At 61.4% G+C, this 13,292-nt stretch carries 12 protein-coding genes; 6 read left to right on the forward strand and 6 right to left on the reverse strand.

What is annotated here, in order from left to right; all coding sequences use genetic code 11:
* Nucleotides 1-29 precede the first annotated feature (29 nt).
* A complete protein-coding gene (locus BM346_RS16450; RefSeq protein WP_092016077.1) occupies nucleotides 30-2,726 on the forward strand; it encodes an ATP-binding protein in 2,697 nt (898 codons plus the stop codon).
* A gap of 26 nt (nucleotides 2,727-2,752) precedes the next feature.
* Here the strand turns inward: BM346_RS16450 and BM346_RS16455 are convergent, their stop codons facing one another.
* Entirely contained in the window at nucleotides 2,753-3,118 is a 366-nt protein-coding gene (locus BM346_RS16455) for a hypothetical protein (RefSeq protein WP_092015760.1), read from the reverse strand.
* A 263-nt stretch (nucleotides 3,119-3,381) separates the two neighbouring features.
* On the opposite strand from BM346_RS16455, the gene BM346_RS16460 reads away from it, so the two are divergent.
* Nucleotides 3,382-4,005 (forward strand): hypothetical protein, encoded by a 624-nt coding sequence (locus BM346_RS16460; protein ID WP_092015763.1) that lies wholly within the window; start codon nucleotides 3,382-3,384, stop codon nucleotides 4,003-4,005.
* 13 nt (nucleotides 4,006-4,018) lie between these two features.
* On the opposite strand, the gene cls is transcribed toward BM346_RS16460, so the two are convergent.
* On the reverse strand, nucleotides 4,019-5,446 hold the full coding sequence (cls, locus tag BM346_RS16465; protein ID WP_092015765.1) for a cardiolipin synthase: 1,428 nt from the start codon (nucleotides 5,444-5,446) through the stop codon (nucleotides 4,019-4,021).
* 126 nt (nucleotides 5,447-5,572) lie between these two features.
* Here cls and BM346_RS16470 point away from each other — a divergent pair, with 126 nt between their 5' ends.
* From BM346_RS16470 to BM346_RS16480, 3 genes are all read left to right on the forward strand, one after another.
* A complete protein-coding gene (locus BM346_RS16470; protein ID WP_092015768.1) occupies nucleotides 5,573-6,364 on the forward strand; it encodes an alpha/beta fold hydrolase in 792 nt (263 codons plus the stop codon).
* Between the two features lie 55 nt (nucleotides 6,365-6,419).
* On the forward strand, nucleotides 6,420-6,890 hold the full coding sequence (locus BM346_RS16475) for an acyl-CoA thioesterase (RefSeq protein ID WP_092015771.1): 471 nt from the start codon (nucleotides 6,420-6,422) through the stop codon (nucleotides 6,888-6,890).
* 119 nt (nucleotides 6,891-7,009) lie between these two features.
* The gene (locus tag BM346_RS16480; RefSeq protein WP_227662779.1) at nucleotides 7,010-7,984 is read left to right on the forward strand and encodes an NADP-dependent oxidoreductase; all 975 of its coding nucleotides are present in this window, start codon (nucleotides 7,010-7,012) and stop codon (nucleotides 7,982-7,984) included.
* Between the two features lie 5 nt (nucleotides 7,985-7,989).
* Here BM346_RS16480 and tcdA read toward each other — a convergent pair whose 3' ends face one another.
* The 4 genes from tcdA to speA all read right to left on the reverse strand — a co-directional run bounded on the left by tcdA (nucleotide 7,990) and on the right by speA (nucleotide 12,193).
* On the reverse strand, nucleotides 7,990-8,823 hold the full coding sequence (tcdA, locus tag BM346_RS16485; RefSeq protein ID WP_092015773.1) for a tRNA cyclic N6-threonylcarbamoyladenosine(37) synthase TcdA: 834 nt from the start codon (nucleotides 8,821-8,823) through the stop codon (nucleotides 7,990-7,992).
* Between the two features lie 64 nt (nucleotides 8,824-8,887).
* Nucleotides 8,888-9,523: a ChrR family anti-sigma-E factor gene (locus tag BM346_RS16490; RefSeq protein WP_092015776.1), complete on the reverse strand. Its 636-nt coding sequence runs from the start codon at nucleotides 9,521-9,523 to the stop codon at nucleotides 8,888-8,890.
* Nucleotides 9,520-10,164, reverse strand: a complete 645-nt coding sequence (locus BM346_RS16495; RefSeq protein WP_406812879.1) for a sigma-70 family RNA polymerase sigma factor — start codon at nucleotides 10,162-10,164, stop codon at nucleotides 9,520-9,522. The genes BM346_RS16490 and BM346_RS16495 overlap by 4 nt, the downstream gene beginning before the upstream one ends.
* Nucleotides 10,165-10,288: 124 nt before the next feature.
* On the reverse strand, nucleotides 10,289-12,193 hold the full coding sequence (gene speA / locus BM346_RS16500; protein WP_206675654.1) for a biosynthetic arginine decarboxylase: 1,905 nt from the start codon (nucleotides 12,191-12,193) through the stop codon (nucleotides 10,289-10,291).
* Nucleotides 12,194-12,379: 186 nt separating this feature from the next.
* On the opposite strand from speA, the gene speE reads away from it, so the two are divergent.
* Nucleotides 12,380-13,261 (forward strand): polyamine aminopropyltransferase, encoded by an 882-nt coding sequence (gene speE, locus BM346_RS16505; RefSeq protein ID WP_092015785.1) that lies wholly within the window; start codon nucleotides 12,380-12,382, stop codon nucleotides 13,259-13,261.
* Nucleotides 13,262-13,292 lie beyond the last annotated feature (31 nt).

The raw sequence follows: 13,292 nt of genomic DNA on the forward strand, positions 1-13,292 counted from the left end.
CGGAGCCGGAAACGCCCATGATGTGGCCAATGCTCAGCGCCGAACAACTGGAGAGGCTGGACGACATCGACCGACTGGTGGTTGGGGTCCAGCCCGGACAGACTCCGCTGGCGTTTCTCACCGCGGAGAGCACGCTCGCGGGTACCTATCTTGATTACCTGTCCCTGATTGCCCGGAAGCTGCGTCTCGATATCCGGGTCGAGACCCTGGCCGAGACCGGCGAGCCGGATCTCCCCGGCGCCGGTCACGTTCCGGACCTCCGGATCAGCACTGGCCGCTCGGGACAGTCCACCGACGGTGACTGGATCCGAACCCGGCCCCTGATGTCGGTGACCTACGGCCTGTTCGCCGATCCGGGCGATGCCAGCATCCGCCGCCTCTCGGATCTGGAAAGGCGACGGGTGGCACTGGTGGCCAGAGACCCCAATCAGCTTGATCTGCTTGAGTCGGTTCAGGAGTTCACGCCGGTGCCGGTCGCGACCATCAGCGAGGCGGTGAGCACTGTCCTGTCGGGGCAGGCGGATGCCTTCATAGGCCCGGTGCCCGTGGTTTCCGACTACCTGCAGTCCGCACTGATCAATGGCGTGGCCCTGATCGCACTGCTCGACGGATCGCCGATGGAGGTTGTGCTGGAGGTGCGTCAGGAACGGGCCGAACTGGTACCGATCCTCAACAGGGCCATCGAGTCCATCAGTCATAATGAGCACCGGCGAATCCGGGGGGCGTGGCTGCCGGACCCGGTTATCGACCTGGACAGCGCCAGCGGCCTGACACTCAGCTCCAGTGAGAAGGCCTGGCTGCGAGACCGTGTTCCCCTCCGTGTTGCCTACCGTGAAAACTGGCCACCGTTTGAATTCACCGAGGCCGGCAAAACCCGGGGACTGGTGCCAGACCTGGTGGAGCGCCTTGGCAGCAATCTAGGCGCCGAACTCGAGAGTCGCTCGGTGTCGGACTGGGCCACCGCCGAGAGAATGCTTCGTAACGGCGAGATCGATATCCTTCCGGCTCTGCCGAGAACGCCTCGCCGGGAGGAGGACTTCCTGTTCACCCGGGCGTATCTGACCCTGCCCATCGTGGTGGTGATCCGGGAGGACGGGCGTTTTATCGGCGATCTGCGGGAATTGCGTGAGGAGCGGGTGGGGGTGGTCAGTCAGCACGCCGCCCACGATTACCTGCTGATCAATCATCCGGACCTGAACCTCTATCCGGTCGGCTCGGTGCAGGACGGCCTGCTGGACCTGTCCAACGGCGATCTCGATGTGATGGTGACCCATATCCCCGGGGTCAGCTATACCGTGGCAAAACTGGGCCTCTCCAACCTGCGGATCACCAGCATTACCCCTTACGAATACGAGTTCCGGCTGGCGGTCAACCGGAACCGCGGCGAACTGATGCGTATTCTCAACAAGGGGCTGGCCAACATCGACGCGGCGGAAAAAGACGCCATATACAATCGCTGGGTGTACCTGGACATCGAGCAGGGACAGGACTACACGGCCATCAAGCGGGTGATCCTGATCGCCGTCCTGGTGGTACTGATTTTCCTGTACTGGAACCGCAAGCTGTCACGGGAGGTGGACGAGCGTATCCGTTCCGAGCACGCCCTGCGCCGTAGTGAGGATGACCTGAGAGCCGCCAAGCTTGAGGCAGAGCGGCTTGCCCGGGAGGCGGAAAGCGCCAATCGGGCGAAAAGCGAGTTTCTGGCCAACATGTCCCATGAGATCCGCACGCCGATGAATGCGGTGATCGGTTACAGTGACCTGCTCAGCAAGACCGTTACCGACCCGCAGCAGAAGCACTACCTGGATGCCATTCGCGCCAGCAGCCGGAGCCTGCTGATGCTGATCAACGACATTCTCGACCTGTCACGCCTCGAGGCCGGGAAAATGCGCCTTGAATATGGCCCGGTTTCCCTGCGCCGGATGCTTCAGGATGTTCGCCACATCTTCGACCTTCGGGCCCGGGAGCACAATGTCAGCCTTGAGGTTAGCGTTGCGCCCGACATGCCCTCTGGCCTGGTTCTCGACGAAACCCGGCTGCGTCAGGTGCTGTTCAATCTGGTGGGTAACGCCATCAAGTTCACCCATGAGGGCGGTGTCGCCGTTCGCGCTACCGCCACACCGTCGGCGCGGGATGGCGAGCAAGGACTTTATCACCTGAGCATCGCGGTAACGGATACCGGTATCGGTATCGCGCCTGACCAGAAGGAGCGGATCTTTGATGCCTTTGAGCAGCAGGAGGGTCAGAGCAGTCGCAAATACGGCGGTACCGGCCTGGGACTGGCCATCAGCCGCAAGCTGGTACGAATGATGGGCGGCGAGCTGACCGTGGACAGCGTTGAGGGACAGGGCTCGGTCTTTACCGTGGTGCTCACTGACGTGGCGGCGGTGACGATGGAGGAAGAGCCGGAAGTGCCACTCGAGGACCACCAGACACCGATGACCGAAACCCTCGATATGCAGGAGCGGAGCTGGCTGAAGGAACAGCTGCGAGAAGACTTCGGGGATGAGTGGCGCACCGTTCGGGAAAGCGGTGACCCTGAGCAGATGCGCTATTTCGCGGCCCAGGTAATGAGCTGGGGACAGAGGTACCGTTCCCGGGCGGTGACCCGATACGCGGAAAAGCTGATGGCGGACGTGGACGCTTTCAACCTGGATGCCGTCAACGCCTCTCTCGAAGCGTTCCCCGACCTGCTGGGAGGAAGCAGGTCAGAGGAGAATGGCTGAGCCCGGAAGACCGGTATCAAGCCACGCTAGAGGCAGTCGTACTGGTAGTGCCGGTCAAACGCCACGGACACCATGTCGTAACCCTGGTGGGTGAGTGACCTGATCAGGTCTCGGTTTTTCAGAAGCGCGGTGCAGACACGGTGGACGCTGGCCAGCTCCTGCTCCCGGTCACGACCGTAACCGCTTCGGAAATCCACGATCAGGTACTTTCGATCGACCCCGGAGGCGGTGGGAATGTCGGCCCGCTCGACACTGTCGAAACCGATGTAGGTAAGCTCTTCCTTGGGAAAGAGATTGCTCATCAGCAAGTCAATGTTCTCCGCCGTCGCGGCTGCCGGAACCAGACTGGCGAACAGAAGGGCGAGCAGTGAGTGGGGGGCGAGGCGATGCATGGCCTGATTCTCCTGGCAGGGGCGAGTCCCGTGTAACAAACTGTTACGAAGTATTATCACAGAGAAATGTGAGGCACGTCACCAATGCTGCCCACGTTTTGCAACCTTTAACAGTTAGTGCCCGGTCCTGTTACTGTTCCTGACCTGTGACGTGGCGCCGCTCGGCACTGTGCCATTTCTTCCGCCGGAAGGCTAAACTTAAGTGGAAAACGCTGGTCGTCAGCGGTATCCAACCGACATGCAGAAGGTGAAAGGATCAGGCCATGTTTCAATTGATTTTCCGTGGAGAATGTCAGCCTGGCACCGATGTGGCTACGGCGCGGAGCAATGCCCGCGCCCTGTTCAAGGCATCGGTGGAACAGGTGGAACGCATGTTCAGCGGCCGTCCGGTGGTGATCCGTAACAGGCTGGAGCAGGACCAGGCGGAGAAATACCGGCTGGTGCTGGCACGCCACGGCATGATCGCCTATGTGGAAACCATGACCGGGCCGGGTGTCACTCCGGACCAGTCCGCGCGCCCCGAAGCAGCCCCGGCTCCGGCGGCCCGGGCTGCTTCGGAATCGCGATCAGCGCCGGATGTCACCAGCGCTGATAAGGTGAGCAGGCAGGGGCCGGCGGTGGAGCCGGGGGATCGCCTGCCGGTGGCCGGTGACAGGGTCGATGAGGTGCTGGCTCGGTCCAGCCTTGGCCTGGAACCGGTGGGCAGCCGCCTGGAGCCCGAGCGCCAGGTCGAAGAGCCGGTGTTCGATCACCTGGATGACTGGAGCATTGCCCCACCAGGCACCGACCTTGGCGTTGAGCGTGATCTTCCTCCTCCGGTGGTGCCGGATGTCAGCCACCTTTCGCTGGTGAAAGAGGAGCCCGGATCCGGGTCGCGGCGGTCCTGAGGGCGCAGCGGTTTCAGAGAAGTGGCGCCATCAGCCGGGCGCTGCGACAGGCCAGCCGGAACAGAGCGGACCTGCCCTCATAATCGGTCCGCTCCAGGGCACGGCTGAGGGCGAGATCCTCCTCCAGCATTGTTTCCACCTCTGCCACGAATCGGGGTGCCGTGGAAAGGGCGGTGATTTCAAAATTGAGCCGCATGGACCGGTTGTCCAGGTTGGCGGTTCCCACGGCCGCGTAACGCTGATCCACGAGCACCACCTTCTGGTGCATGAAGCCACCCTGGTACTGGCAGATCCGGATACCGCATTCATTGGCGGCCACCAGATAGGAGTAAGCGGCAAGACCGATCAGAATATGGTCGGACTTTTCCGGGATCAGTATGCGCACGTCCACCCCCCGCATGGCCGCCAGCTGGAGAGCATTCATGATCTGGAAGTCCGGGACAAAATAGGGCGACGCGATCCACAGCCGGTCCCGGGCGCTGTTGATGCAGTTCAGGAAGAACAGGGTGCAGGTTTCCCAACGATCAGCCGGGCCACTGGGCAGGATCAGCATCTGTTGGTCCCCCCTGGCAACCTTGGGGGGAGTCCAGTTCAGCTCCGGCACATCGCTGGCAGCCCAGTGCCAGTCTTCCAGCCATGCCAGCTGGAGCCCGAGGGAGGCAGGGCCGATAATGCGACAGTGGGTGTCGCGCCAGGGTTCCTCGGTCTCAGTCGCCAGGTATTCATCGCCCAGATTGATGCCCCCCACGAAGCTGGTGCTGCCGTCGCAGATCAGGAGTTTGCGATGGTTGCGGAAGTTGATCTGCAGGCGGCGCCGGCGGACATTGCCATCCCCGAAGGAAGCGACCCGCGCCCCGGCCTCCCGCAGTTGCTTGAGATAACGGCCGGGGAGAAAGGCGCTGCCGATGTCGTCGTACAGGAAGTAGACCCGGACGCCCTGGCCGAGTTTACGTTTGAGAATGTTGAGGATGCGGGTGCCGACGCGGTCGGAACGGACTATGTAGAATTCCAGCAGAATGTAGTCGGTGGCGGCCTCCATGGCGTCAAAAAGAGCCTCGAAGGTCGCTTCGCCATTGCGCAGGAGAGAACAGTGATTGCCGTCGGTGAATGGCTGTCGGCTTAGGGTGCACAAAACCTGGAACTCATCGCCGAGGCCGGAGCTGTCTCCGCCGGGCACCGTCTCGGCCTGTTCCTCATAACGGTTGAGCAGCGGCTCCAGAGCCCGGTCATTGAGCCGACGGGCGCGAACATAGCCTGAAAAACGATTGCGACCGAACAGCAGGAACAGGGGTACCGCCAGCCACGGCAGTCCCAACAGACTGATAACCCAGGCAATGGCGCCCTGGGCAGTGCGGTAACTGAGCAGGATGCGGTAAACGCAGACCAGCGCCACAGCGTATAGCCCGATGAGGGCAATGGCGACCAGCGAAAAATCCGGCATGGACTGTACTCTTGCAAAGTGACCCTGCAACAATAGCAAAGCTCGGGCGCTGGCTGCACATGCAAGGAGCCGCGCGACAGGGCTCCTTCGCGGAGCGATGATTCACAGATTCGACACGAGGTATCCATGAGCGTCACGTTACACCATCGCATAACCGGGGAAGGAAAGCCGTTGCTGCTGCTTCACGGCCTGTTCGGATCACTGGAGAATCTCGGTGGCATCAACCAGCGCCTGCAGGACAGCTGGCAGATTCATGGCCTGGATCTGCGCAACCACGGTCGCTCACCCCACACGGATACCATGGATTATCCGCGGATGGCGGAGGACGTTGTCCGGTACCTGGACAGCCAGCAGATCGAGACCGCCAGCCTGATCGGTCACTCCATGGGGGGCAAGACCGCCATGCAGGTGGCGCTCAGCTATCCGGACAGGGTGGACCGGCTGGTGGTGGCGGATATTGCACCGGTCACCTACAAGCCCAGGCACGACGCCATTCTGGAGGGCATGAAGGCCCTCGACCTGGCCACCATCAAGTCCCGGGGTGAGGCGGACAAGGCGCTGGAAGCCCATGTCGAGACTCCGGAGGTCCGCATGTTCCTGCTGAAAAACCTGGTGCGTGTGCCCGAGTCGGAGAAAAAAGACGATGGCGCCACTTTCCGCTGGCGACTCAACCTGCCGGTGATCGAGGCCTGCTACCAGAATCTGGCGGACGCGCCCAAGGGGGAGGGTCCCTTCGAGGGCCCGGTGCTTTTTATCAAGGGAGAGAACTCCGCCTATATCCAGAAAAAGCATCATGACCGCATCCAGACTCTGTTCCCGGCCGCCCGGGTGGAGGAAATCCCGGGTACGGACCATTGGCTTCATGCGGAAAAGCCCGATGAGTTTGCGCGACTGTGCCGGCAATTTCTGCAGCAGTAGCCCCGGTAACGACAACAGTTCAATGAAAATAACAGACCGAAGGAGCCATGACGCCATGACAGACCACCGGGAAGACGCCCTGACCTGGGATCTGCCAGACCCGTTCACCCTTCCCATCGAGGTGCGGCCGGAGGATACCGATCGGCTGGGCCATGCCAATAATGTTGTCTACGTACGATGGCTGGAAGATATAAGCTGGGCACATATCGAACGTGAAGGCATGACGTGGGCCCTCCATGAACAGACCGGAAAGGCCATGGCCATAACCCGTACCGAGATCGACTACCTGGGGGCCGCGAATGCCGGAGACAGGCTGGTCCTCGGCACCTGGTTAACCGATTTCGACGGTCGCATCCGCTCAGCCCGCCAGTTCCAGCTGATTCGCCCCGTCGACGGCAAAACCCTGATGCGGGCAGTCTCGACCCATGCCTGCGTCAACATGGCGTCCCAGCGACCCTCCCGGGTGCCTCCGGAGTTTGCCGATATCTTCCGTCGCATCCAGGTGAAAGGTGGCTTCACGTTCTGACGCATCGAACCACTTTCGGTGTCATCGAACTCTGCTAATCTGAACGTTCAGGAACGAGGATATTTCGTGCCCCGGGACGCTGGCGGGCGTGTTTCAAGGTTTTCGGTAGGGAGTCAATCATGGATCAATCCGGTGCAGTACCCATGAAGCAACTGGTCTACGACACATTCGGCGACCCTGACGTACTTCGTGTGACGGAGGCGTCTGTTCCCGAGCCCGGTCCCGATCAGGTCTGCGTGCGGGTTGCCGCGGCCGGGGTTAACCCTATTGATTGGAAAACCCGGCGTGGACTAGGCTTCGTGGCCCGCCAGATCGAGGATGACCTGCCCTGGATACCGGGTTATGACATGGCCGGGGAGGTGGTATCCGTGGGCGACAGGGTATCCACCCTGGTGCCCGGGGACCGGGTGCTGGGCATGGTGGGTTTTCCCGTGGACGGGGGTGCCTGCGCCCAGTATGTTCTGGCGCCATCCGCGGAGCTGGCGATTGTCCCTGAGGAGCTGGACCTGTTACACGCCGGGGGGTTACCGCTTGCCGGGCTGACGGCCTGGCAGGCCCTCTTTGAGGTTGGCAATCTGGAGAAGGGCCAGAAAGTGCTGGTCCATGCCGGTGCCGGCGGCGTCGGCCATCTGGCGGTCCAGTTCGCCCTTGAGCGTGGGGCTCACGTGGTTGCCACGGCGTCCGCTGAAAACCGGGATTTCCTGGCGGGCCTGGGTGTGCATGAAGTCATTGATTACCATCAGGTGGACTTTGTGAACGAGTGCTATGGCCTGGACCTGGTGCTCGATCTGGTGGGTGGAAGCGTTGGCCGGCGGTCGTTGCATACCCTCAGTGAGCAGGGCGTCCTGGTAACCGTGCCTACGGCCACCGCCGACGAGGTGATCAGCGAGGCTGAGAGGATGGGGCTGCGGGCCCACGGCATCACGGTCCGTCCCGATGTGTTCCAGCTTGAGGAAATTCTGGAGCTCATCGAGGACGGCGATGTCAGGGTTCACGTCGACGGTGTGTTCCCGCTGGCGGACGCCCCTGCAGCCCATCGTCTGCTTGAGGGCGGCCATGTAAGGGGCAAGCTGGTGCTGGATCTTTGGTCGTGAGCGACTCAGGCGCCTGGGGGTTCGCCGGCCCGGCGGGCGATCCGGTTGATCAGCCGGGATGCCGCGATAAAGCCGAACGTCGCTGTGACCGGAGAGGCCGCACCGAAACCGGTGGCGCAGTCCAGCCTCACCGGGCCGCCGGTGTCCGGCTTCTGGTGGCACACCTCACCGTCCCCCGTCGGATAGATCAGCTGTTCCGTTGAATAAACTGCTTCAATGCCGAACTTGCGCTTGGGGTTCCGCGAGAAACCGTACTCACGCCGCAACAGGTTGCGAATCTTGGCCAGCAGTGGGTCCTGGGTGGTGCGGCTCAGGTCCGCCACTTCGACCCTGGTGGGGTCAATCTGACCCCCGGCACCACCCGATACCACGAGCGGCGTCTTGCGGCGCTGGCAGTGGGCGATGAGGGCCGCCTTGGATTTGACGCTGTCAATGGCGTCCACCACCCCGTCCATGTCGCCGGTGATCAGGTCGGCGACGTTTCCCGCTGTCACAAAGCCGAAGTGAACCCGGATGTCCGCCCGTGGGTTGATGGCCCGCAGGCGGTCAGCCATGGCATCGGTCTTGGTGCGACCGTACTGACCCTCGAGGGCATGCAGTTGGCGGTTGGTGTTGGAGACGCAGACATCGTCCATGTCGATCAGGGTGATGGTGCCCACGCCGGTTCTAACCAGGGCTTCGGCGGCCCACGAACCCACGCCACCCAGTCCGGCAACGACAAGATGGGATTCGCGCAGAGCGATGCTTGCGCGGTGGCCATAGAGGCGTTCGATGCCGCCAAAACGGAAGGAGGTGTCGTCTGCAATCATGGCAACCGGTTCGTCGGGTGAAAACCGCATTGTACCTGAATTCCGGGTGCTTTCGTTGCTGGTTGGGCGAAAGACGGCTGAGGGTCGGGGACCCTCAGCGGATAAACGGGTTGAGAAGGCGCGTAAAGGTCCCGGTCAGCTTGAGGGGGGCGCTGAGAACGGAGAGGGTAATGCAGTCGTCCCCCTCCAGAGCCACTGGCTTGTGCTCATCCTCGGGTCCGAGAATGACAAAGTCCCACTGATTGAATACGCCCTTGTTGTCGGCAAACGCACCCTGCAGTACTACCGTGGTTTCAATGCCACGGTGGGTATGGACGGGTGCCTTTCCGCCGGCACACAGCTTCTGGAGAACCACCTGCTCCTGCTGGCCGGGGAACCGGTCAGTGATGTCCAGCACGCTCACGTCCCCCAGCTGGCGCTTCCAGGGAAGCCCGTTGAGGTCGTCCCCAAGCAATTTGCTCAGCGCGCCGCGAGGTCTGCTGGCGGGCTTTGCCGGTAGCGGGGTATCGTCATCGATGCGGGACATAATCCTGTCAAACACCGATTCCGATACGGTGACCTGAGCCTGTTGCTCCATCATGACCGCTCCCAGGCTGTCCAGGGTATCCACCCGGCTTCGGCAGTGGGCACACTTGTCCAGGTGAAGACGGATGCACAGGGCATACGGTTCACTCAGGTTGCCTGCGCTGTATTCCATCAGCATCAGGCCGTCAGGATGGTGATGGGTCATACGTTCTGGTCCTGCAGGATTACTTTGAGCTTGTTGAGCGCCAGTCTCACCCGACTCTTGACGGTTCCAAGCGGTATATCGAGTTCGTTGGCCACCATCTGGTGGGACTTGTGTTCCATGTAAACCTTGGCAATCACCGTAATCTGCTCTTCAGGAAGGTGCTTCAGAGACTCGCGGACCCGGCGCTCGGACATCAGGCGATGAAGGGAGGTAACGGGCTCGTCCTCGTTCTCGCCAGGGATCTGCCACAGGTCTTCGGTTTCAACGGGCATTTCAGCGCTGGTGCGCTGCATCTTGCGCAGCATGTCAATGCGCTGGTTACGTGCAATGGTGAAAATCCATGTGGATGCGGCCGCTTTGCGCCAGTCGTAGAGGCAGGAGCGCCTCCAGATGGATACGAATACTTCCTGAACGAGTTCCTCGGCGTGGCTGGACATGCCATTGGCCATGGCGTAGTACTTGATCTGCGGCGCGAAGTGTTCAAACAGCGCATGGTACGCCTGGCGGTCCTGATTCTTGCCAACCTTGACGAGCAGCTGGCTCCACGGGTCTTTTCGACCTTCGGCCCGCGAGTTTTGTGGATCCAGTGTCGTCACCGGGCGCTCCTTGACAGCAGCTTGAGCTGAGATATTGTTCGTCATGATTGTAGCACTCGTCCAGCGATTGTCATTGGCCGGATTTACGCTACAGGCGTGACTCTGGATCAGCAGGAACCAGAGTCGGTTAGATCATTTCTGTATCAGAGTTCTGCGCACTATTACTTTTCTATTCCTCGAGATAGGTGTATCCCTCAAGACCGGCCTCCAGTTCGGCAAGTAACTGCTTCTGCTCATCCGCCGGCAGTTCGCTGGCGGCAAACCGTTGCTGATAGGCTTTACGCAAGGCGAGCGGATCAAAATTCACATAGCGGAGGATGTCGGCGACGGTGTCGCCCTCGGTGGGCTGACCCACCTGGTAGTTGCCATCGGCCTGAAGGTGTACGTCAACGGAATGGGTATCGCCGAACAGGTTGTGCATATCCCCCAGGATCTCCTGGTAGGCGCCGGTCATGAAGAACCCGATCAGCTGTGGTACGTCGTCCTGATGCGCCGGCAGGGGCAGGGTGGTCTCCAGTCCCTGACCGTCGACGTAGCGGTCAATCCGGCCATCGGAATCACAGGTGATGTCCTGGATCACCCCGCGCCGGGTGACGGGCCGGTTCAGTCCGGCAATGGGCAGTACCGGGAACACCTGCTCGATGCCCCAGATATCCGGCAGCGACTGGAACAGGGAGAAGTTCACAAACAGTTTTTCAGCCAGCTTCTCGTCGAGTTCGTCCAGAATTTCCCGGTGGGCGCGGTTGCTGCTGCTCAGTTGCTGCTGCAACAACCGGCAGCTTGCGGTGTAGATGCGCTCGGCGTCGGCCCGCTGAGCCAGAGTCAGCAGACCGTGGGCAAACTGGGCATGGACGTCGCTCATGGCATGCAGCAGGTCATGGTAGATTTCCACCCGCGAGCGCGGACTGCCCGATTCGGAAAGGCTGAGGAAATCCCGCCACAGATCATGGAGTGGACCCGGGGCCTGATCCTCCGGGGCTTCCGGCGCTCGGGTTTCCGGCTGCTCCCGGTCGATGACGTTAGTGACCAGCACGGCGTGATGCGCGGTCAGGGCCCGGCCGGACTCGCTGATCAGGTCGGGATGCGGCACGCCTGCCCGGTCACATTCGCCCTGCAGAGTATGAACCACGTTCCAGGCGTACTCCCCCATGGAGTAGTTCATGGAGCAGCTGCTGCGGGAACGGGTGCCTTCATAATCCACGCCCAGGCCGCCGCCAATGTCGACGGTATCGATGGGAGCACCGAGGTGGCGCAGCTCACTGTAGAAACGGGCGCATTCCCGGAGGCCGGTCTGGATATCGCGGATATTGGCGATCTGGGAGCCCAGATGGAAATGCAGCAACTGCAGCGAATCCAGCGCCCCGGCGGCCCTCAGGCGGTCAACCACGTCCAGCACCTGGCCGGCGGACAGACCGAACTTGGACTTCTCGCCGCCGGTGTTCTGCCAGTTGCCCTTGCCGATAGTGGCAAGCCGTGCCCGCACACCGATCAGTGGTTTTACGTCCAGCCGGCTGGATTCCTCGAGAATCAGTTTGAGCTCCGACTGTTTCTCCACCACGATGAACACCCGGAATCCGAGCTTCTGGCCGATCAGGGCGGTGCGCACGTACTCCCGGTCCTTGTAGCCGTTGCAGACGATCACCGATCCCCGCGCCGGTGACAGCGCCAGTACCGCCATCAGTTCCGGTTTGCTGCCCGCCTCCAGGCCAATCTGGTGATTGTCGGCGGCAGGCCGGGCCTTCAGCAGCTCTTCCACCACTGCCCGTTGCTGGTTCACCTTGATCGGGTAGACCGCCGTATAGCGGCCGCGGTAACCGTGCTCACGGGAAACCTGATTGAACGCGTCACACAGGGTGTTGACCCGGTCATGGAGGATGTCGGTGAAGCGCACGAGTACCGGCAGACCGAGGCCGTCGTCGGTCAGCCTCTCGATCAGCCTTGGCAGGTTGATGTTGCCCTGGCTGCGGCCCCGGTCCGGGCGGATCAGTACATCGCCGTCGGCATTGACGTCGATGTAGCCATTGCTCCAGTGAGGGATGTTGTAGAGCTGGCTGGCGTGGGTGTCGGTGGCCATACTGGGTTCCTGTACGCGGTTGAAAAGCCACCCCGGTGCAGTCCGGAACGGCGGGCCCATTGTAGGCACGATGGCCGGCGTTGGAAACTGTTGGCGGTAACGGGCTTCAGCTGAGCCCCACGGGGTCCTACAATGGCGACCATTCCACGGCGCACGGGGTGCCCGGAAACTGACGGAGGTTTGCAAATGAGTTCACTTGATAATAACTGGTTTACCGAGGTCTTCCAGGACCAGGGCACGGCTTTCTCCCTTCAGGTCAAGGGCAAGCTCCACGAGGAACAGACCGAGTTCCAGAAACTGGAAGTCTGGGAAACGGAAACCTTCGGCAACCTGATGGTCCTGGATGGCTGCGTCATGCTCACCAGTCGCGACAACTTCCTGTACCACGAGATGATGACCCATCCGGCGCTTTTCACCCACCGGGATCCGAAGAAAGTTGTGATCATCGGCGGCGGGGATTGCGGCACCCTTAAAGAGGTACTCAAGCACCCTGATGTAAAGGAGGCGTGGCAGGTTGAAATCGATGAGCGGGTGACCCGGGCCTCGGAAAAGTACTTTCCGGAATTGTGCGAGTCCAACGGTGACCCCCGGGCCAATTTCTTCTTCGGTGATGGTATCCGGTGGATAAGGGACCAGGCGCCGGGCTCCATCGATCTGATTATCGTGGACAGCACCGACCCGGTGGGGCCGGCAGAGGGGCTGTTCGCACTGGACTTCTTCCGGGACTGCATGATCGCCCTGCGGGAGGGTGGTATCGTCGTTCAACAGAGCGAGTCACCTCTGCTGCATACCGACAGCATCATCCGGGACATTCACAACGATATGAAAAAGGCGGGCTTTGATCATGTCCGGACGCTGCCATTTCCGCAGCCGGCCTACCCCACCGGCTGGTGGAGCTGCACCATGGGCGGCAAGGAGGTTCACACGAGTTACTTCCGGGAAGAAGACGCCGCCGACCGGCCTTTCGTGACCCGCTATTACAACGAGGGTGTCCACCGCGGTGCTCTGGCAATGCCTCAGTTCATGCTGGACGCCCTGGAGGATCCGGTCCGGCCCGCCGAGGGATGAAACTGCCAAGCGCTGACCCGGAAACGCAAAA

Source organism: Marinobacter daqiaonensis (genome assembly GCF_900115285.1).
Lineage (GTDB): Bacteria > Pseudomonadota > Gammaproteobacteria > Pseudomonadales > Oleiphilaceae > Marinobacter > Marinobacter daqiaonensis.

Bases quoted from the DNA above. Each gene is read 5' to 3' on its own strand.
- BM346_RS16450 (WP_092016077.1), top strand. From the start codon at position 30: ATGCTCAGCGCCGAACAACTGGAGAGGCTGGACGACATCGACCGACTG.
- BM346_RS16455 (WP_092015760.1), bottom strand. From the start codon at position 3,118: ATGCATCGCCTCGCCCCCCACTCACTGCTCGCCCTTCTGTTCGCCAGT.
- BM346_RS16460 (WP_092015763.1), top strand. From the start codon at position 3,382: ATGTTTCAATTGATTTTCCGTGGAGAATGTCAGCCTGGCACCGATGTG.
- cls (WP_092015765.1), bottom strand. From the start codon at position 5,446: ATGCCGGATTTTTCGCTGGTCGCCATTGCCCTCATCGGGCTATACGCT.
- BM346_RS16470 (WP_092015768.1), top strand. From the start codon at position 5,573: ATGAGCGTCACGTTACACCATCGCATAACCGGGGAAGGAAAGCCGTTG.
- BM346_RS16475 (WP_092015771.1), top strand. From the start codon at position 6,420: ATGACAGACCACCGGGAAGACGCCCTGACCTGGGATCTGCCAGACCCG.
- BM346_RS16480 (WP_227662779.1), top strand. From the start codon at position 7,010: ATGGATCAATCCGGTGCAGTACCCATGAAGCAACTGGTCTACGACACA.
- tcdA (WP_092015773.1), bottom strand. From the start codon at position 8,823: ATGCGGTTTTCACCCGACGAACCGGTTGCCATGATTGCAGACGACACC.
- BM346_RS16490 (WP_092015776.1), bottom strand. From the start codon at position 9,523: ATGACCCATCACCATCCTGACGGCCTGATGCTGATGGAATACAGCGCA.
- BM346_RS16495 (WP_406812879.1), bottom strand. From the start codon at position 10,164: ATGACGAACAATATCTCAGCTCAAGCTGCTGTCAAGGAGCGCCCGGTG.
- speA (WP_206675654.1), bottom strand. From the start codon at position 12,193: ATGGCCACCGACACCCACGCCAGCCAGCTCTACAACATCCCTCACTGG.
- speE (WP_092015785.1), top strand. From the start codon at position 12,380: ATGAGTTCACTTGATAATAACTGGTTTACCGAGGTCTTCCAGGACCAG.